This is a genomic window from Ignavibacteriales bacterium (assembly GCA_016700155.1).
Lineage (GTDB): Bacteria > Bacteroidota > Ignavibacteria > Ignavibacteriales > Ignavibacteriaceae.
The window spans coordinates 2,313,706-2,333,848 of record CP065001.1; the positions used below are offsets into that span (position 1 = coordinate 2,313,706).

The 20,143-nt window shown below is 36.4% G+C and carries 16 protein-coding genes and 1 tRNA gene; 4 read left to right on the forward strand and 13 right to left on the reverse strand.

Annotated features, from left to right (window positions below):
- Positions 1-17: 17 nt before the first annotated feature.
- The 7 genes from IPM56_09770 to IPM56_09800 form a co-directional block, all read right to left on the reverse strand.
- Positions 18-995: an NAD(P)-binding domain-containing protein gene (locus IPM56_09770; GenBank protein ID QQS34560.1), complete on the reverse strand. Its 978-nt coding sequence runs from the start codon at positions 993-995 to the stop codon at positions 18-20.
- An 84-nt stretch (positions 996-1,079) separates the two neighbouring features.
- The gene (locus tag IPM56_09775; protein QQS34561.1) at positions 1,080-2,303 is read right to left on the reverse strand and encodes an ABC transporter permease; all 1,224 of its coding nucleotides are present in this window, start codon (positions 2,301-2,303) and stop codon (positions 1,080-1,082) included.
- A gap of 116 nt (positions 2,304-2,419) precedes the next feature.
- Positions 2,420-3,652, reverse strand: a complete 1,233-nt coding sequence (locus IPM56_09780; GenBank protein ID QQS34562.1) for an ABC transporter permease — start codon at positions 3,650-3,652, stop codon at positions 2,420-2,422.
- 37 nt (positions 3,653-3,689) lie between these two features.
- Positions 3,690-4,925, reverse strand: a complete 1,236-nt coding sequence (locus IPM56_09785; GenBank protein ID QQS34563.1) for an ABC transporter permease — start codon at positions 4,923-4,925, stop codon at positions 3,690-3,692.
- A 54-nt stretch (positions 4,926-4,979) separates the two neighbouring features.
- Positions 4,980-5,693 (reverse strand): ABC transporter ATP-binding protein, encoded by a 714-nt coding sequence (locus IPM56_09790; protein ID QQS38277.1) that lies wholly within the window; start codon positions 5,691-5,693, stop codon positions 4,980-4,982.
- A gap of 17 nt (positions 5,694-5,710) precedes the next feature.
- The gene (locus IPM56_09795; protein ID QQS34564.1) at positions 5,711-6,991 is read right to left on the reverse strand and encodes an efflux RND transporter periplasmic adaptor subunit; all 1,281 of its coding nucleotides are present in this window, start codon (positions 6,989-6,991) and stop codon (positions 5,711-5,713) included.
- Between the two features lie 22 nt (positions 6,992-7,013).
- The gene (locus IPM56_09800; GenBank protein ID QQS34565.1) at positions 7,014-8,348 is read right to left on the reverse strand and encodes a TolC family protein; all 1,335 of its coding nucleotides are present in this window, start codon (positions 8,346-8,348) and stop codon (positions 7,014-7,016) included.
- A 380-nt stretch (positions 8,349-8,728) separates the two neighbouring features.
- Between IPM56_09800 and IPM56_09805 the strand changes: the two genes are divergently transcribed.
- On the forward strand, positions 8,729-9,154 hold the full coding sequence (locus IPM56_09805) for a hypothetical protein (protein ID QQS34566.1): 426 nt from the start codon (positions 8,729-8,731) through the stop codon (positions 9,152-9,154).
- A gap of 4 nt (positions 9,155-9,158) precedes the next feature.
- On the opposite strand, the gene IPM56_09810 is transcribed toward IPM56_09805, so the two are convergent.
- From IPM56_09810 to IPM56_09835, 6 genes are read right to left on the reverse strand one after another with little or no spacing between them, the layout of a single operon-like run.
- Positions 9,159-10,571: an HD domain-containing protein gene (locus IPM56_09810; GenBank protein QQS34567.1), complete on the reverse strand. Its 1,413-nt coding sequence runs from the start codon at positions 10,569-10,571 to the stop codon at positions 9,159-9,161.
- The gene (locus tag IPM56_09815; protein ID QQS34568.1) at positions 10,568-11,641 is read right to left on the reverse strand and encodes an AI-2E family transporter; all 1,074 of its coding nucleotides are present in this window, start codon (positions 11,639-11,641) and stop codon (positions 10,568-10,570) included. Before IPM56_09815 ends, IPM56_09810 begins: the two co-directional genes overlap by 4 nt.
- A gap of 1 nt (position 11,642) precedes the next feature.
- A complete protein-coding gene (locus IPM56_09820; protein QQS34569.1) occupies positions 11,643-13,862 on the reverse strand; it encodes a hypothetical protein in 2,220 nt (739 codons plus the stop codon).
- Positions 13,863-13,864: 2 nt separating this feature from the next.
- Entirely contained in the window at positions 13,865-15,130 is a 1,266-nt protein-coding gene (gene murA / locus IPM56_09825; GenBank protein QQS34570.1) for a UDP-N-acetylglucosamine 1-carboxyvinyltransferase, read from the reverse strand.
- 48 nt (positions 15,131-15,178) lie between these two features.
- Entirely contained in the window at positions 15,179-17,095 is a 1,917-nt protein-coding gene (locus tag IPM56_09830) for a protein kinase (GenBank protein ID QQS34571.1), read from the reverse strand.
- The gene (locus IPM56_09835) at positions 17,095-17,832 is read right to left on the reverse strand and encodes a Stp1/IreP family PP2C-type Ser/Thr phosphatase (GenBank protein ID QQS34572.1); all 738 of its coding nucleotides are present in this window, start codon (positions 17,830-17,832) and stop codon (positions 17,095-17,097) included. The genes IPM56_09830 and IPM56_09835 overlap by 1 nt, the downstream gene beginning before the upstream one ends.
- Before the next feature lie 196 nt (positions 17,833-18,028).
- Here IPM56_09835 and IPM56_09840 point away from each other — a divergent pair.
- The 3 genes from IPM56_09840 to clpP all read left to right on the forward strand — a co-directional run bounded on the left by IPM56_09840 (position 18,029) and on the right by clpP (position 20,082).
- Positions 18,029-18,110, forward strand: a tRNA-Leu gene (locus tag IPM56_09840).
- Positions 18,111-18,142: 32 nt separating this feature from the next.
- On the forward strand, positions 18,143-19,459 hold the full coding sequence (gene tig, locus IPM56_09845) for a trigger factor (GenBank protein ID QQS34573.1): 1,317 nt from the start codon (positions 18,143-18,145) through the stop codon (positions 19,457-19,459).
- On the forward strand, positions 19,456-20,082 hold the full coding sequence (gene clpP, locus IPM56_09850; GenBank protein QQS34574.1) for an ATP-dependent Clp endopeptidase proteolytic subunit ClpP: 627 nt from the start codon (positions 19,456-19,458) through the stop codon (positions 20,080-20,082). Before tig ends, clpP begins: the two co-directional genes overlap by 4 nt.
- The last annotated feature ends 61 nt before the right edge of the window (positions 20,083-20,143 follow it).

Consider the following 20,143-nt stretch of genomic DNA (forward strand, 5'->3'; position numbering starts at 1 on the left):
TCACTTCAACAGTATGACTATAAATGGCATTCAAGATAGTTTTCACAAATTCTTTTCATCGCTGTGTTGGATGAATTAAACGCCCAGATGATCGATCCGCCTTTTTTTCCGGCACTTAAATCGCCGGTTAAAAACATTCCGGGAACTGATGTTTCATAGCCTTCTTTTAATACCGGATTAGGTCCATCAAAATCAATCCCAATTAATTTTAAAAAATTCTCCGGTGTCGAACCGCCCAGTGCATAAACGATACTGTCAAACGTCATATTAGTAGAGTCAGTGAAGATAACTTTCGGCTTCCCGGCATCATCTTCAACTGATGAAATGTTAGTCCCTAGCAAGAGTTTGAGTTTACTACTTGTCTGTAATTGAAGTAAACTCTCTTTGTTAATTGAATTCATTCTTGTGAATTCATTTTGGCGATAACTTAGTGTGACTTCATTATTACACTGAACAAGATACTGACAATACTCAGAAGCCGAATCGCCGCCTCCCACTACCAATACTTTTGAAGATCTGATCTCCTTTGATGTCAGATCATAAAGAATTTTTTCGTTAAGTGCTATGGGAATTTTGTAGTCCGGCTTGTTAGGTTTACCAAGAATTCCAACAGACACAACGATAACTTTTGATTCATACTGAAGTTTATCTGTCACTAACGTAAATAACTGACTTTGCTCATCCCTGGAAATTTTATAGACAGTTTCATTGTAGTTGACGGTTAGATTATTCTCAGCGATTACTTTATCAAGGAATGATACGGTTTGTTCTTTAGTTGAATCCGTCAGGCACATTACACCTGTACAGGCAGCTGCGAATCCCTTGTAGTTAGCTGTAACAAGTTTATTTTCCGGATAAAATTTTTTGATTGTGAATGAATGTTCAGCAGCTTTTTCAATGATAAGAATTTTTTCTACAGCAATGCCTGAATGTATTGCCTCGGCTGCCATGCTGATGCCCGCCGGACCGGCTCCAATAATTATTATGTCATACATTATCTCTCCCTTAAAATTATAATTGTTTAACTATATAGTCTTCACAAACAGATAAGAAGGGACAGTGTTTACAAAAAATTTATATCATTCATACCTCAGAGCTTCGATCGGATCAAGATTAGCTGCTTTGTATGCAGGATAAGTCCCGAATAAAACTCCGACAAATATGCAAAGTGACAATCCGATCATTACCCAGTCATAAGGGATTGCGGTTTGTGCACTTAAAAAACTACCCGCTAAATTTCCAACAGATATACCGATTATTATTCCGACGATGCCGCCAAGCAGACATAAAAAAACTGCTTCAAACAAAAATTGTAGAAGTATATTTTTTTTATTTGCGCCAACTGCTTTCCTGATTCCAATCTCGCGAGTCCGTTCAGTTACGGTGACAAGCATGATATTCATTATACCAACACCTGCGGCGATTAACGCAATTAAGGAGACAACCAATGCGCCAATTTTTATTCCGCCGGTTATATCGTTAACCTGACCAATCACTGATTCATTACTGAAAATATCAAAATCATTATCCTGGTTCGGCATAACTTTTCTGATCTTTCTCATATATCCTATAGCTGATTCGATTGTACTTTCATAAAGCTCACTGTTGTAGGCCATCACCGTTATATCAACGCTTGAAGAGCGTCTTCCGTAGAATGATTGAAATGTAGTTATAGGAATTACTATATAGTTATCCTGGGATTGACCAAAAAATTCAGGACGTTTTTTTATCGTACCGATAACTCTCATTGGCTTGCCATCCATTCTAATGGTTTGTCCAATGGGATCAGCGTTATAAAAAAGTTTTTCAACAATTGCATGTCCTAACACGCATACGTCCGATGAGTAATCAATTTCATTATTTCTGAATTCCCTGCCTTCATCAATTTCAAGATTTAGAGTACTGTACACACCCTGTGTTACACCAACACAATAAATATTCGGGTTTGTTTGCTCACTTCCAAATTTGACAACTTTGCCGCCCTGCCCCTGCATAGCACCGACAATCTTTGCCTCGTTCATCAATTCTTCAAACCTGTAAAAATCATCAAGTGTAATGTCTTTACGGTTGCGGTACTTTTCCCAGTCTCCGCCGTGTATGGCGGGAAATTTTCTTATCTCAAAAGTATTTTTACTTAAAAACTGAAAGCCGTTTTCAATCGTATTCTGAAGCATTGTTATAACTGTCATAACAACGATGATTGAAAAAATACCTACAACAATTCCAAGTACTGTTAAGAGGGTTCTAAGCCGGTTTGTTTTTAAGGAATCTAAGGCAAGCAGAAAGAGTTGTCTAATCTTCATTTTATCCCCCTGGATAATAATCTGAATATCATTGAGTATTCAACTAAAATATCATCAAAAAAATTCTTACAGTGAAATTAAAGAATTTTTTTGGAGCAGTAAACTACCGAAAAAAATTATTCGTACCTGAGAGCTTCTATCGGATCAAGATTTGCAGCTTTATATGCAGGATAAGTTCCGAATAAAACACCTACAAATACACAAAGTGATAAACCAATCATAACCCAGTCATAAGGAATTGCAGTTTGTGCATTCAGCAATCCACCGGCAAGATTACCTATACTCACACCGATAATTATTCCGATCAATCCGCCGAGTATACATAGTGTTATGGCTTCAATTAAAAATTGGGCAAGTATATTTATTTTTTTTGCACCGATAGCTTTTCTTATACCAATTTCTCTCGTTCTTTCAGTAACTGATACAAGCATAATATTCATTATACCAACGCCGGCGGCTAATAAGGCTATAATCGATACAACGAGCGCACCTATTTTAACTCCACCTGTAATTTCATTTATTTGTCCGATTATGGATTCATTGCTGAAAATATCAAAATCATTTTCTTCACCTGCTCCGACTTTTCTTATTGTTCTCATATAACCAATTGCAGCTTCGATCGTTGCATCATAGTCCTGTTTGCTGTAAGACATAACAGTTATGTTAACGCTCCGGCTTCGTTTTCCGTAAATGGATTGAAATGTTGTGATAGGCATTACAATATAATTGTCACGGCTTTCACCGAATAGCTGCGGCTGTTTTTCAAGCACACCGATAACCTGCATAGGTTTTCCATCAACTCTTATAACCTGGTTAACAGGACTGACAGAAGTAAAAAGTTTTTCAACTATATCTTGTCCTATTAGGCAAACATCATTTGAATATTCGATGTCAGTTTCTCTAAAGTCCCTTCCGAATTCAACTATCCAGTTGTTTGTTTGAACTGCACCTGTGGTAACACCGGCTATCTGGATATTCGGATTTGTTTCTTTGTTTCCAAACTTGATTACTTTACCAAACTGCCATTGTTCTGCACCAATGTGTTTAGCTTGCGTTAGCAGACCAGTCAGTCTTTGATAATCTTCGAGTGTGATATCTTTTCTGTTTCTGAATCGATCCCTTGAACCGGGACCACCGCCCTGCATGACAGGCCATTTCTGAATTTGAAATGTATTTTTGTTTAGCTGCGAAACACCATTTTCAATACTCGATTGAAGCATGGTTATGATCGTCATAATAACAATGATTGAAAATATACCGACAACTACACCAAGTACAGTTAACATAGTCCTGAGACGGTTGGTCTTAAGCGACTCCAACGACATTGTGATCACTTGTTGAAATTTCATATTCACCTCATCCTGGTTACATTGTCAAAAGATTATTTTACTCATATCGCAACGCATCTACCGGATCCATTTTAGCTGCTGTGTATGCGGGCGCAAACCCTGCTACTACACCGGTAATTATAGAAATTATAATTGCAATAAATACCGAATCATATTGAACAGAGGTAGGAATAAACTGGTTTACCATCATGCTTAATAATACTGCGAACAGAAGTCCAACAAGTCCACCCATCAAACATATTGTTGAAGATTCAAAGATAAACTGACCGAGTATAGTTCGTCGCTTAGCCCCGATCGCTTTCCTTAGTCCAATCTCTTTGGTTCTTTCTTTTACTGAAACGAACATTATGTTCATGATTCCAATTGCGCCGACGAAAAGTGAAAGTCCTGTGATGAACAAACCTGCTATCTGTATAACACCTACAACAGAATTGTAATTATCCATCAATCCTTCCTGCTGGTTAATTGAAAAATCATTTTCCTCATGGTATGCAAGACCTCTTATCTGCCGCATAATTCCTTCCGCTTCAGCTTTCGTCTCTTCAACCATCGCAGGGTTTTGTGCACGGACATTTATCGTAATGGATCGCCATGATTGACCAAGAAAATTCTTAAAGATTGTGCCTATCGGAACGAAGACCTGATTATCCGGATTGAAACTTCCGAGTATAAAGCTACCTTGTTCTGCAAGGACACCGACTACTTTAAAGTTTACGCCACCGATTTTAATAGTTTTATCAAGGGCATCGCCACGGGGAAAAAGATTTTTTGATATTTCACTTCCGATTACTGCAACGTATCGTGAGCCCTTACTTTCAATCTCTGAATAGAATCTTCCCAAATCAAAAGTAAAATTTGTGGTCTTTACATAATCGGCGGTTGAACCGTTTAGAAAGACACTCTCCACTCTTCTGTCACCGAACTTAATCGTCTGCCTGCTGTTTATAACAGGTGCGGTTGCCAGCGGAAGCCTTGCCATTTCTTTAAATCTTTCAAAGTCTTCCATTTTTATATTTCTTCTATTACGCAGTTTCCACCATTCTTCATTTGAAAACCACGCCCACTTATCAATATACAGGACATCGGAGCCTAAAGCACTGATTCCGTTCTGAAATGAGTTATCAATTCCCTTAATAGCTGTAGTCATCACAACAACTGAAGTTACACCAATAACAATTCCAAGCATGGTCAGAGCAGATCTTATTTTGTTAGCCCGGATTGCTCTCAAAGCTATCATAATACTTTCACGAATCTCAAATCCAATGTGTCTCATGGTGTCCTCTTACTAACAATTGTTAATTCGTTGATTAATACCGGATCAAAAATATTATTCAACTGCTGCTTTCATTTTAGGTATATAACGATTTGAAACTATTTCATCTTTCTCTATCAGACCGTCTTTTATTCTGATAATTCTTGCAGCGTGTTCAGCAATATATTCTTCGTGTGTTACAAGGATTATAGTGTTGCCTCTTTCATATATCTCATTGAAAAGAAGCATGATCTCCTCACCTGTTTTGGAATCCAAGTTTCCTGTCGGTTCATCCGCAAGTATTATTGAGGGACTGGTTACTAATGCACGCGCAATTGCAACTCTCTGTCTTTGTCCGCCTGAGAGTTCGTTTGGTTTGTGGTGCATCCTATCTCCAAGACCTACATCCTGAAGTGCCTGCTCGGCTCTTGCACGCCGTTCTGAATGAGGAATTCCCGCATATATCAAGGGCAATTCAACATTATGAATAGCATCTGAACGTGAGAGAAGATTAAACGTCTGGAATACAAAACCGATTTCTTTATTTCTTATCCTCGCAAGATCATTATCAGTCATTTCACTTACGCTGATCCCTCTGAAATCATATTTGCCTGAAGTAGGTGTGTCCAGACATCCGAGCATATTCATTAATGTAGACTTTCCGGAACCCGAAGGTCCCATGATCGCCACATACTCATTTTTATTTATTTGTAATGAAACATCGCGAAGCGCAAAAACCTCTTCCGAGCCTACCTGGTAAACCTTTGCGATATGTTCAATATTAATTATGTTCATTTCTCATCCCATTAATTTGTTTTAGCGAAAGATTTTCTTTTCTCTTCCACTCTCAGGTTGGAACCATCACTCAGTTCACGTGATATTGCTTTATAGCTTCCGGTAACAACTGTTTGTTCTTCGCTCAATCCTTCTTTTATCTCAATAAAATTATCATCGCTGAGACCAGTCTTAACTTCAACCATTTTAGCTTTATTATTCTCCGCAAGGAATACTACTTCTTTAGGTTTTGAATTTCCATTTTGCTGCTGACCCGGAGCCTGTTCGTCACCGCCTTCTGTCGGTGGTGCAGCATCATTTCCACGTGCTGTTACACTCTGAATCGGAATGCTTAAAACATTTGCAACGGTTTCTGTTTCAATATCCGCGTTGCAAGACATTCCCGGTCGTAGTTTTGATTCCGCATCGAGCAGTTTAATTCTTACTTCAAAATTTACAACCTGTTCCTGTGTGCCAATCCCTGAAGTCTGAGCACTGTTGCCGATTTGTGTTACAAGTCCGATAAATTCCTTATCACCAAATGCATCGACTTTTATTCTTGCCGTATCACCTCTCGTAATAAGTACAACGTCATTTTCATCAACTTCAACTACTGCTTCAATATTTCTAAGATCAGAAATAGTCATAATATCTGTACCCATGCTGAATCCAGCACCGAATACTCTTTCACCGACTTCAACATTAAGCTTTGTAACAACACCATCCATCGGAGAAACGATCGTTGTTTTATAAAGTGTCTCGAGTGTTTCTCTTAATGAAGCTTTACTTTGAAGTACGTTAGCAGCAGCGGCATCATATGAAGCTTTTGTTGACAGGAAATTTGATTTTGCAGTTTCAAGTTCTGAATCACTTGCCAGACCTTTAAGGTGTAATTCTTTTACCCTGTTGTAATCAAGCTCAACTTTGTTCAATTCAGCTTCACGCATTTTCAATTGCGCTTCCGCAGACTGAAGATTAGCTTCAAGTCTCTGCTTCTGTGCCTGGTATTGATCACCTTTTATTCTTATAAGAAGCTGACCTCTCTTTACAGCGTCTCCTTCTTTCACAGGAAGCTCAACGATTTCACCTGTAACTTCCGGAGTTATCACAACTTTAAATTCGGGATTAATAGTACCTGTTGCTGCAACAGTTTGTGTGATGTTGCGCTTTTGAACTTTTTCAACCTGGACCTGGATTATATCTTCCTTACTTCCGCCAAACAGAGTCATTACAATCAGTATAACAACAATTAATCCCAGTCCTCCAAAGATGAATAATTTCTTCTTTGATTTCTTTTGTTTTCCATTAGCCATTTGAATAATCTCCTGTTATGATTTATTCGTATTTCTTAAAATCTAAAACTCCCAGATAATATTTAAGCTGTTCACTTAAAACTATATAAGCAAACTGGGCGTTAATGTAATTGGTTTGTGCATTTGAATATTCTGAATTCGCGATAAGAACATTAAGCAATGTTCCGGCACCCAAAGAATATTTTTCCTGTTCAATCTTTTGATTCTCTTCTGCAGCAATAACATTTTTCTGGCTTACAAGTAATCCTTTTTCAGCAGCCTGCAGATCAAGATATGCTTTCTGAATATCCTTTTTAATAGTTCGTTCAAGATCGATTACATCTATTTCGCTGTTTTCAGCAAGTACTTCCGCAGTCTGCACTCTTTCAGAAACAGACCAGCCGGAGAAAATTGGAATGCTCAATGTCAATCCAACACTTAAAGATTTATTGTCAGAAATATCAGAAAACCTGTTTGCACGTATTCCATAATTTGCATCGCCAGTCAATCTTGGAAAATGTCCGGATCGTGCTATAGTAATACCATCATACGCACTTTCACGGTTCAAAAGAGAACTTTGAAAATCAGGGCGGCTCTCTAGTGCCTGCTCAACTAATGAAGAAATATTTTTATAGTCTTCGGTTATTCTGGTTTCAAGCATCTGCTTTTCACTCGCCGTAAATTCCTCTTCGAACCTGTAGTTTTCAAGCACATCTAATCCAAGGTAATACAGCAGATTACTTTTTGAAGTTTCAAGCAGATTTTTTGTACGTATCACTTCAAGTTCAGCATTTCCTGTTCTTACCTGCTGCGCGTACACATCTGCTAAAGTTACTGCACCAAGCTTATTTCTTTCTGTAATTGTCTCAAGGTTTTTTTGATTCCACTTAACGTCATCTTCTTTAAACTTTAAAAGCTGTTGTGTGTTCACCACATCGTAATATAGATTAACCACCTGGAAAACTACATCCTGTTTTAGTCTTTCAATGGAAAGCTTTGCAGATTCCAGATTGTTTTTGCTCTGTGAAAGTCCGCCGTAATTTGCGAGTCCATCAAACAAAACCCAATCAGCACCAACACCTGCGCTGTAGCTTCTTGTTTCTGTGGTTATTGAAGAGAGTCCTTCGGCAGAAATGAAATCACTTTCAACTTCATTCCTTGTCCAGGACCATCTTCCCGAAGCACCTAATGTCGGCAGAAAATTTCCATAAGCTGCTAACAGACCTGCTTCATAGTTTTTAAGGTTGTTAAGATTTTTCTGAAGAGTTGTATTTTTTTGTAATGCAATGTTTATAGCATCTTCCAGTTTCAGATCTTTTTGAGCTGAAGCGGAAACTGTAAGCAACATTATTGTCAGACACACTAGGAAGGTACGCATTATCTTCTCCGGATTATTATTTCTTATTAGAGACTTCTGTTTTGACAAAAGATATTATTTATGGTTACAAAATATTTCAATGTATTAGACGCTTTGTTCATCTCTCATCTTTCAAAAGAATCCAGCACAAAAATATCTTTTATGATCTCCGTTTTTTCACTTAATTTATAAACGGTTGAATAATTACATATACGGCAGTTTACGGGTTGCGGGTCTTTTAATAAATGAGTGAAATTTTCTTACGTGACTTAAAATTAATAAATTACTCATTATTATTTAAGTCACAATTCGGATGACACATTCAGAATATTAAATATGTTGACTATGACAATGTGATTAAATTATCTTCGCACAAACAAAAACTGAATTGAGGTGCTGCTATGCTGAAACAAATTAAATCTCCTTTTTTATATGCCATCCTTACTGTTTTACTTTCTTTAGCGATAACGATAGAACCAACAAATGCTCAACAGGTTTATAAATCATTAGATGAAATTGGCGGAGGCGGCTCAGGCAGTCAGCGAAACGAAGAGTCCGGCAGCAGTAACACAATGTACATTGTCGGCGGAGTTTTAATACTGGGAATAATTCTTTATTCAGTACTTAAAGAAAAAAAGCCAACTGATAAAACCGACTCGACCGAAGTCTCCATTAATAAGCTGAGCTATCCTCAGGAATTAAATTATAAAGAACAGCTAAGTAAACTTCAATCAGAATTGCCGGTTAATGTTTATGTAGGTTCGCATTCAAATGAATTTATTAGAGATGATCGCAGGTATTTTATAGGAGTGTCAGTCGGATTCTGAAAGTTTATTCTGAAAGATATACTGATTTTATCTCCATTAAGTACTTGAATGCATCTTCATAGGTGTTTTCAATTTTACCTTCAAGTATTGCCTCTTCTATTGCCCTTTTAATTTCTCCCACTTTTCGGGAAGGACCGATCTTACAAATCTCCATTATGGTTTCGCCTCTAACCGGAGATTGGAATGCTCTTAAATTATCCTTCTCCTTAACAGTAAGCACTTTCTGCATCACACGTTCATAGTTATCAAGATACCTGCTGACTTTATTAGGATTTTTACTTGTAATATCCGCACGGCAAAGAGTGATTAAATCATTTAAATCATCTCCTGCAGAAACAATCAATCTTCTTATTGCCGAGTCAGTTACTTCTTCTTTTGCAAGAGCAATTGGTCTTAAGTGAAGTCTCACCAATTTTTCGATGTAGTCAAGTTTGTTTAAAGGTAGTTTAAGTTTTGTAAAGATGGACTTCATCATTCTTGCGCCCAGTTCTTCATGCCCGTGGAATGTCCATCCTATTCCTTCAATAAATTTTTTGGTTGCAGGTTTGGCAATGTCGTGAACCAAAGCAGCAAATCTTAACCAGAGATTTTCAGTAGTGCGCGAAATATTATCAACAACCATGCACGTGTGCAGGAAGACATCTTTGTGATGATAATCTTTTCGCTGATCAACTCCGGCTAAAGCAGATATTTCCGGGAACACAATCTCAAGTACTTTTGTGTTGTAGAGATGCTTCAATCCAATTGAAGGCTTGGGTGATGACAGAATTTTCAGAAACTCATCAGTGATCCTTTCCTGTGCGACAATTTTTAGTCGTTCCCTCAATTCAGAAGCAACTAACAAAAGTTTTTCATCAATTTGGAAATCTAACTGTGAAGCAAATCTGAATGCCCTCATAATTCTTAGTGGGTCATCATCAAAAGTCTGATAAGGATCAAGCGGAGTTTTGATGAGTTTATTTTCAATATCTGTCAGTCCGTTAAAAGTATCAATCAGTTTTCCAAAGTCATTTTCATTAACAGAAACTGCGATCGTATTTATTGTAAAGTCTCTTCGGTTGATATCATCATTGAATGTTCCCGGTTCCACTTTCGGATTCCGGCTGCTGCGCTTATAAGATTCTTTTCTTGCACCAACAAATTCAAGTTCATAACCTCCAAAAGAAAAATGAGCTGTACCAAAATTCCTGAAAGTTATAACCTCACCTGCATTGAGTTTTTTCGAAAGCTGATTTGCAAATTCAGGACCGTCACCCAAAACAAGAAAATCTATTTCATTTTTTTTTCTGCCGAGAATGTAATCACGTATAAATCCGCCGACAATATAAACTCCGGCTCCAAATTCATCAGCAAATTTTGAAATATCACGAAGGAAAGAAATGGTTCCTAAATATTTATCTAAACCTGGTAGATTCATTCTGCCCGGTTCCCCATAAGCACTGCGAGCGGTTTGAGTGAGTTTATATTATTCGCAAAAATTTTCATTAGTGCTGCAATCGGAACAGCGAGAAACATTCCGGCGATTCCCCATATCCATCCCCAAAAAATTAATGAGAACAAGACGAACACTGGACTAAGATCCATTTTTCTTCCCAGAAAATTCGGTTCGACAAAATTGCCAAGTATATTTTGAGTGATGATAAGTAAAGCAGACATTGTGATAGTCTGAAATCCAAACCCAAATTGAATAATTGAAATGAGTATTGGAAAAATTGTTGCAACCAGTGATCCTATATTCGGGATATAATTAAGAACGAAGGCAAGCACTCCCCACATAACTGCGAAGTCTACACCAAAACTCATAAGAATAATTGTAAAAATAATTCCCGTAGATAAACTAATTATTGTTTTTATAATGATGTATGATTGCAACTGAGTGTTAATCGACACAAGAGTTTTTTCCACTACTTCTTTGTTTTCTGTAAAGGCAAACTTAAGTCTTTCCTCAAATTTGTCTTTACCCATTATCATAAACACCCAGAACACAAGTGAAATAAAAAAATCACCGAGCAATGATGAAAACGAATTAAAAATGGTTTGAATCATACCGGCATCAAACATTTTCCGGACAATTGTATTTACATCGAAATCCTGTGACGGTATATCAAGCCATAAAGCAACCTCGCGTACGGTAAGATTAAAAGGACTGAGTATTGATTGAAAAAGAGTCGATAAATTTTCAGCATAAAATTCTATTTTATCCGAAAAAGTTTGATAGGTAGAGAAAAGCATTAATCCAAGCAGGTAATACAATCCGGAAATAATAATTAATATAAAAATGAGGGAAAGCCAGTAAGGAATTTTAAACTTCTTTAAATACTTCATTAAAGGATGAAAAAGGTACGTAAGAAAAATTGCGATAATAACCGGGATGAGAATATCCTGGAGTGCCATTAGTATATAAACGAAAATCACAAAACAAATAAATCCCAGCAGATAAGTAATTAATTTGTAATAATTTTTTTTTGATGAAATTTCTGTTTCCATACTATTCAAATTTAAAATTGTTTATATATGATTTTGAATTGATATTTAACCAATTAATTAACTTGAAATTTTCTTCAAGAATATGATTAAAGTTTTCATCAGATGTATACCGCAAAGCGAGTCCTGCCATTTTTTTTGCTTTGAAAAAATCCCCTTGTCTTATAAGATATTCAGAAAGTTTAAAGACAGCATAGCTGCTGATTAAATCCGTAACCTGTATTGTCTTATTAATTTCGGAAGTAAAGAGATCAACGTGCTCTTCCAGTTTTTCGGACAGGTCAATCATGACCGACCATGATTCATAAAAATATCCCTGGGAGTTCAGACGTTTAAGGAGTGATAATTTATCATAATCACTACCTTCAAGATATTGTATCAATAAATTTTCATCCATCAGTCTAAGTCTGATAGCACAAAGGTTAGTCAGCGATTTGTTAGCTTTTGATGAATAAATATTCTGATAAACCGACTTTGCTTCATCAAAGTTTTGTGTAACAGCTAACACATCTGCCAGCCTGAACTGCAGGTTGTAATAGTATGTTGTGCCTTTAAATTTTTCCTGGTATTCTTTTAAAATTCTGACGGCATCCGGAAGCCTGTTAAGTTCATCGAATACATAACTTAACCCGATAATGGCTGAATAGTTTTCGCCGTAAGTTAGAATTTCATTAAAGATATTTCCTGCGTCCGCAAATTTTTTATTCTGATAAAGTGACCAAGCATCATCGAGCTTAACTCCAATATACCTTGGACATACTTTGTAAATAATAGACTTCCTTCCAAAATAGTAGTCTGCACTTTTTTTATTATCAGCTGAAATTAAACTAAGGTATTCATAAAATTCTTTTTGAAGTTCATTAAGATTCTTCTGATAAATTTTTTCAAAGTCTAAATCGGCATATAATTCTTTAAACTTTTGTATGCCGTATTTTTCAATTAAGAAATATGAGAATGCCCCGCTGTAGATATATGAAAGACTTGCTGTCTGACCAAAAAAATTCAGACTTGAATATAACTTTGTTAAATCAATGCGGTATTCATTATGATTGGCTAACGCAGCCATGTAAGTAATAAAATTATCATCATAATATGGCTCAGAAGCTGATGCGATTCCCTCAATCAATGAAGGGTTAAGCCAATCAGCCAATTTAAATATTCCGGTTCCAAACTCTGCTGTGAAGCAATGGGCAAGCTCATGTTTCAGTGTATTAGTGTAACTGTCAAAACTCAAATATGCCTGGTACAACCATGGTTTAGCCACATCCGCGTTAGCAGAACCAAAGAGTTCTTTCTTTTGAGCAGCATTATCAAAAAGAAATGTTGTTATTCTATTTGACGGAGTACATTGTAAAAATTCCGCTAGCTCCTTGTAGTAGTATTCATGGAGTATTGCAGCGAGTTCAACTTTTTCCTTTTCAATTTGATCAGAATAATGAATCACAAAATGATCGGTTGTTACTGTCTTATTCAAATGATCTTTTATTCTGATCAGATCTGTGGAAAAACCCTGTGCAGGTGATATTAAAAAAAATGTAAGCGCAGGAAAAAAGATCACAGCAACTATGGATGCTTTACTTCCGGCTGCCTGATTCAAAAGTATTTTTAAGATCCAACAACCAATGAAGATAAAATAAATCAGATTTATCAGACGGTATACAATAAGTTTAAGCGAAACACTAACAGCTTCATCGAATATTGTACCCGGGAAGAATCCTATTATCGGATTAAAAAAGTAAACCTGCGGATAATAATAGATTTCAATTAATGGGATGGAAAGAATGACTAATGTGATTAGAATAAAAAATAGATATTGAAAACGATTCAGAAGAAAATTTGAGATCAACCCGACAACTATACCAATAAACAGCGATGGTAAGGTGATGACAAAATAAAAACTTAAACCTGATGTAAATGAACAGCCAGAGCCCAGAAGTGTTTTGGTATTAATTATAATAAAAGGAATAAGGAATGTAATTAAGACAAATAAGCCAATCGGTTTTAATAATTTTTTAACCTCTTTTTGTTCTTTGTTACGCCGTATTAAAAAAATTGTATATGTACCCGAAACAAGATAGAGTAATAAACCATTTACAACGCTGAATTCGTATCCTAATACACCAACTAATGGTAGTGAGTAAAGGAATAAATTAATGATCAGTACAATCGAGCCATAGACCGGCAGGTAGTATTCATAGGCGATTAATTGCTTAAGTTTTTGCAAAATTAATATTCGGCTCCTTCAACTCGTTCTATTTGTGCACCAAGCAATCTTAATTTTTCTTCTATCTTTTGATAACCCCTGTCAAGGTGATAAACTCTCAAAACTTCTGTTGTACCTTCAGCCGCTAAACCGGCAAGAACGAGACTTGCGCTTGCACGTAAATCTGTCGACATTACTTTTGCTCCGGTCAGTTTCTTTACTCCCTTAATTACTGCCGTATTCTCCGTCAAAGTTATATCTGCTCCAAGCCTTACAAGTTCAGGTATATGTTTGAACCTGTCGAGATATATTGTGTCGGTGACTTTTGCTACACCATCAGCTAATGTCATATATGCTGCCCACTGCGCCTGCATATCAGTTGGAAACCCTGGGAAAACAGTTGTAAGGACATCAGTAGCTTTTGCCTGAGTATTTACGGTATGTAATTCTATTTTATTATTACCTGCAAATAACTTACAGCCGGAATCTTCGAACTTTGATAAGACTGAACTCAGAAACGTTCCATCGATATTAGTCAGCTTAATATTTCCCCCTGTAATTGCTGCAGCAGCTAAAAGAGTCCCTGCTTCAATTCGATCAGGAATTGTTTGGATATCTGTGGAGTTTACTTCATCTCTTCCTTCTATTTTTAATGTCGATGTTCCGATCCCATCAATTGATGCTCCCATCTTTACCAGGAATTCTGCAAGATTTGTTATCTCAGGTTCAATAGCAGCATTATTAATAATTGTTTCGCCTTTTGCCAGAACGGCAGCCATCAATGTATTACCGGTGGCACCAACTGACGAAATATCAAAATTTATTTTTGCACCATTTAATCTTTTTGACTTTGCAATAATGTATCCCTCAGCAAGTTCAATCTCAGCACCCATTTTTTTCAATGCTTCAAGATGGAGATTAATCGGTCGCGGACCCCATGCACATCCTCCGGGTAAAGATACTTTAGCCTCTCCATATTTTGTTAAAAGTGGACCAAGTACATAAACCGATGCACGCATTTTCTTTACGTGTTCGTACGGCGCTACAAAATTATTTATTACGGTTGTATCAATAACCATTTTATGATTTTCAAATGAACTTTCCACCCCAAGTTGGGTAAGCAGTTTTTTCATTGTGTAAATATCATTCAACTCCGGTGTGTTGTATAGAGTAGATATTCCGCCTGATAAAATACATGCCGGCATCAGGGCTAAAGAAGCATTTTTAGCTCCGCTGATTTCAACTTCGCCGCTAAGTTTTTTGCCCCCTGTTATTACAAATTTATCCAAAGTACCCTCAGGGAATTGGTGAATAACTGAATTTAAACCGTGAGCAAATTAAAGATTAGGTTGAGTAAAATCAATTAATGGAATTTGGGATTTAAGAAGTGTGCCTGCATTTCCTGCAATAATCATCGAACCATCTGGCAGTATGATACCATCATTCAATGGTACAAACGAATTCGAACTGGATTTCATCCATGTCCTGCCAAAATCCTGAGAATAGAGTATCTCACCCGTACTGCTGAGAACAATACTATGCTCAGGAGTAAACAATGGAACAGAGGTAAGCCCTGTAATAATACCAGAAGAAACGGAATTCCAATCATCTCCCCCGTTTGTCGTTATGAAAATTTCTCCCCCACCACAGACTAATATCCCGTTCTGTTTATCATGAAAATTAATATCTCTGATATACTTATCCGTTATTTTATCAACATCAATCCAACTCTCTCCACCGTTAGAAGTACGGAGAATTAATCCATCCCAGCCTACGGCTATTCCATCCAGTTCTGTAATCATAAAAAGAGAATATAAAACCCGTCCGCTCCGTTTATGAACCTGATTCCAGGATTCACCAAGATTTTTAGTTCTAAATATTCTTCCTTCACTTGTAGTGATGAAGCCGATTTTACTGCCATCAAAAAATTTTATACAACTAATTTGCTCATCGATACCAATTTGTTTCTGGTTCCAGTTATAGCCTCCATCATTTGAATAAAGAAAGAGTCCATTATCACCAACTACAAATCCGGTTTTCTCATTTACAAATTCTATATCAGTAAGAAATATCCCTGAAGAATCTGTAACTGAAGTCCAGTCGTGTCCAAAGTTTTCTGACCTTAACAATGATCCGTTATCGCCACACAAAAAAATCAGGCTATCATTTAACGCACATAGAGCTGAAAAATTTATTCTAGAATTTATATCAATTTTTTCCCACACCATCGAATTGATTACGGAACTATTACCATTAAGAATTTGCGATGGTTCTCTTTGCGGTTTACCTGACCGCCATAAAAAAGAAGTTTCATTTAAAACGTATGCAAATAAAATTCCGAGTAGAATGATTATGATTATTGGAAGAACAACATATTTTATTTTTAAAGGTTTTCTTAATTTTCTGGAGATTTTGCTGCGGGGTTTTAAATGCTCTACTCTTGTAATTAGTTGATTAATATCGTGCATAAACTCATCACACGAATGATATCTTTTTTGTTCATTTTTACTCAAGGCTTTATTTATAATTGCATCCAAAGCTGTGGGAATATTATCAAGAAGTTCTGATGGTGGCACAGGTTCTCTTTTCAAATGAGCTTCCATTATTTCAAACTCCGAAGCTAAATCGAATGGAGGATTACCGAGTACCATTTCATAAAGCGTACAACCTATTGAATAAATATCACTCTGCCGTGTCGGTTCCTGTCCTTTAAATTGTTCAGGACTCATATAAAGAATTGTTCCAAGCTTTGCGCCGGTTTTTGTGATACCTTTTCCTTCAGTCAGAGATTTAGATATACCGAAGTCCATTATCTTCGCAATACCATCATTACCGATTATAACATTTGAAGGTTTAATATCACGATGTATGAATCCTTTATTGTGTGAATAGGAACAACCAGCCAGAACCTGTTTTATAATTTTAAGAGATGTTAACAAATCTATCTTGCCCAATCGTTCAACCAGGTCATCAAGTGTTTCACCAGGGATATATTCCATTGCAATACCGAAAGTGTTATTCACTTCTGTAAATCCATAGACAGTGACGATATTAGGGTGTGAAAGTTTTGCCTGGTTTTTTGCTTCACGTTTGAATCGTTCAATGAAGCGTGGATTTGTTATTGCCTGAGCACCAAGAATTTTAAGAGCTACATATCTTTCAAGTTTTAAATCGAAAGCCTTGTAGACAATCCCCATTCCCCCTTCACCAAGGGTTTCCATGATTTTATAATGTTCAACCGTAGAGCCAATCATCAATGGTTCTTCTCAACTAAGACGAATGAAAAATTATCAGGCGCTCCACGTTCCTCTACAAGTGAAATTATATTTTCGCTGATCGTTTCAATGTCGCGATTATTCAATATCACTTCCAATTCCGTGTCCCTTATAACTCCTGAAACCCCATCTGTGCAGATTAAGAATAAATTATGTTCTTCATATGATAATTTTAACTTACTCAGATCCATATCAATTGTTGATTGCTCACCTAATGCTCTGGTTATAATATTTCTGTTAGGATGATTTTCAGCTTCTTTAATTGAAAGATACCCTTCATCAATTAACCGTTGAACTAATGAATGGTCCTTTGTTAATTGCTTCAGTTTATTTTTCTTAAAGTTATAAATCCTAGAATCACCAACGTGTCCCCAGTAAGCAGTTGAATCAGTTAAATAAAAAGCTTCAACAGTTGTTGCCATTCCTTTCAAAGAATTTTCAGAAACTGATTTTTCAAGCAGCACCTGGTTTGCGTCAAGTATACTCAGTTTAATCTTTTCAAGAAAATCTGTGTGTTCAGCAAGCATGAAACTTTTGTGTATAGTCTCAACAGACAATCTTGCTGCAACTTCACCGGCATTATTTCCGCCTAATCCATCACAGACAACACATAGGATTCCCTTCTCAACAGGAAAAACTCCTATAAAATCTTCGTTTTCTGCCCTTTTAAAGCCAGCTTTTGAAACGGATTTGTATTTGTATTTAACGAACCCCATCAGAGAACCATTAACCTGTTCTTTCTCCTAAGAATTTCAATCAATTCTGTTTTCTAGAGTACGAATATATTTATTTTTAACTTAAAATATTAATTAAGAATTGACCTGCTGATCTCCGATTATTATAGCACCACAGATTATTTGCTATACATTCAACATGGGCGTATATTTGTCGTTTAATTTTAGACAATTCTTTGCGAGAATGGCGGAATTGGCAGACGCGCTAGACTTAGGATCTAGTACCGAGAGGTGTCGGGGTTCGAGTCCCCGTTCTCGCACATCAGATAAAAAAATGACATGAGAGGATATTTTGGAATTTAAGATTAATGAAATCAGTGCATCATCAAAAGAAATAGAAGTGACATTAACTTATGAAGAGATTAAACCTGATTTAGAACAGGAAGTAAAAAAACAAACAAAAGCTATTAGTTTGCCAGGTTTCAGAAAAGGAAAAGTACCTGTAGCAATGCTGAAAAAAATGTACGGTGATTCACTTGAATACGAAGCCTCAGAAAAAGTTGCAAACACACACTTCTGGAAAATTGCTGAAGAAAAACATTTACACCCCATAGGTCAGCCTCAGTTATCAGACATAAAACTTAATCCCGGAAGTGATCTTTTCTTTAAAGTTAAATATGAAGTAATGCCTAAAATTGAGGTTAAAGATTATACAGGCAATACAATTGAAATTCCTGATCTTCAGGTTCGTGAAGAAGAAGTTGAACAGGAAATTAAATACATACTCAAATCGAACAGCACAACAGAAGCCGGTGATATTGTTGGTGATGACAGGAACAATATCATCAAACTTGAACTATCAAGGATAGATGAAGAAGGAAATCCGTTTAAAGGTTCAAATCCCGAGATATTTGACGTGGATCTTACAAATGAAAGTGTTCAGCCTGAAATAGTTGAAAAATCAAAAGGAAAAAAAGTTGATGAATCATTCATATTTTCTTTTTCTAATAACAGGCAGCTAAAAAATTCAAAAGGCGAAGAAGAAACAGTTGAAGAAAAATTTCATTACAATGCTCTCATCCGTGAAATTAAAAAAATTGTCCTGCCTGAACTCAATGAAGATCTGATAAAAAAAGTTACTAAGGAGAAAGTCAACAACGAAGAAGAATTAAGAGCCGGAATCAGAAAAGATATTCAGCATTACTACGAACACCAGGTTGAAGATATTCTTCGCGCAAAATTAGTTTCTATAGTTGTTGAGAAAAATGACTTCGTCCCGCCTTCTGCGCTTGTTGCAAATGTACTCGATGATATGCTGAAACGTGAAGAAGAACATGCAAAAAAACACAAGCATGCATTTGATAAAAAAGAAGCTGCTAATCGACTTGTTAAGTTTGCCGAGTACGAAGTTAAATGGTTCATACTCAAAGCTGAAATCGAGAAGAAAGAAAATATTAGTGTGACAGATGAAGACTTGCAGGAACTTGTTAAAAAGGACATGGAAAAAACAGGTTTGCCGGAGGATAAACTTCTTAATTACTACAAAACATCTAACATTGCAGAAAAAATGATTGATAAAAAATTATTTACTTTCCTCAATGAGAACAATACAATAAATAAAGTTGATCCGGCTACTTATTCGCAAAACGAACAGAAGGATAGAAAATGAAAAATCATATTGAAATTTATAATCAGCTTGTACCTTATGTTATTGAACAGACTGGTCGCGGTGAAAGAGGCATGGACATTTATTCGCGATTACTTCGTGAAAGGATCATTTTTATTGGCACTGCCATAGATGATCACATTGCCAGCCTTACTATAGCCCAATTAATTTTTCTTGAAGCGGAAGATTCTGAAAAGGATATCAATCTTTATATAAATTCACCTGGTGGAAGTGTTACTGCCGGACTTGCCATTTATGATACAATGAAATATATACGTCCTGATGTTGCTACTATCTGCGTTGGTATGGCAGCAAGTATGGGCGCAATACTTCTTGCAGGAGGAGCCGACGGAAAAAGAACATCATTACCTAATTCAAAGATAATGATACACCAGCCATGGGTCGGAGGATTGCAGGGACAAACCACCGATATAGAAATTCATGCTAAAGAAATGTTAAAGACGAGAGATACTTTATACAAAATACTCTCCTCTCATACCGGAAAAACGATGGAACAAATAACAGCAGACTGTGATCGTGATTATTTTATGACTGCGCAGGAAGCTAAGGATTATCGCATCATTGATAACATACTTGAAAAACGCCCATCATTAGATAAAAAATAATTTTATGGAGGAAGCAATACTTCCTCCTTTTCTTTTCTTTCTACTCCCAAATGTTTTTATA

What these genes read in the sequence shown, in the direction of transcription:
- IPM56_09770 (QQS34560.1), bottom strand. Translation starts at nt 995, where the DNA reads ATGTATGACATAATAATTATTGGAGCCGGTCCGGCGGGCATCAGCATG.
- IPM56_09775 (QQS34561.1), bottom strand. Translation starts at nt 2,303, where the DNA reads ATGAAGATTAGACAACTCTTTCTGCTTGCCTTAGATTCCTTAAAAACA.
- IPM56_09780 (QQS34562.1), bottom strand. Translation starts at nt 3,652, where the DNA reads ATGAAATTTCAACAAGTGATCACAATGTCGTTGGAGTCGCTTAAGACC.
- IPM56_09785 (QQS34563.1), bottom strand. Translation starts at nt 4,925, where the DNA reads ATGAGACACATTGGATTTGAGATTCGTGAAAGTATTATGATAGCTTTG.
- IPM56_09795 (QQS34564.1), bottom strand. Translation starts at nt 6,991, where the DNA reads ATGGCTAATGGAAAACAAAAGAAATCAAAGAAGAAATTATTCATCTTT.
- IPM56_09800 (QQS34565.1), bottom strand. Translation starts at nt 8,348, where the DNA reads ATGCGTACCTTCCTAGTGTGTCTGACAATAATGTTGCTTACAGTTTCC.
- IPM56_09805 (QQS34566.1), top strand. Translation starts at nt 8,729, where the DNA reads ATGCTGAAACAAATTAAATCTCCTTTTTTATATGCCATCCTTACTGTT.
- IPM56_09810 (QQS34567.1), bottom strand. Translation starts at nt 10,571, where the DNA reads ATGAATCTACCAGGTTTAGATAAATATTTAGGAACCATTTCTTTCCTT.
- IPM56_09815 (QQS34568.1), bottom strand. Translation starts at nt 11,641, where the DNA reads ATGGAAACAGAAATTTCATCAAAAAAAAATTATTACAAATTAATTACT.
- IPM56_09830 (QQS34571.1), bottom strand. Translation starts at nt 17,095, where the DNA reads ATGATTGGCTCTACGGTTGAACATTATAAAATCATGGAAACCCTTGGT.
- IPM56_09835 (QQS34572.1), bottom strand. Translation starts at nt 17,832, where the DNA reads ATGGGGTTCGTTAAATACAAATACAAATCCGTTTCAAAAGCTGGCTTT.
- clpP (QQS34574.1), top strand. Translation starts at nt 19,456, where the DNA reads ATGAAAAATCATATTGAAATTTATAATCAGCTTGTACCTTATGTTATT.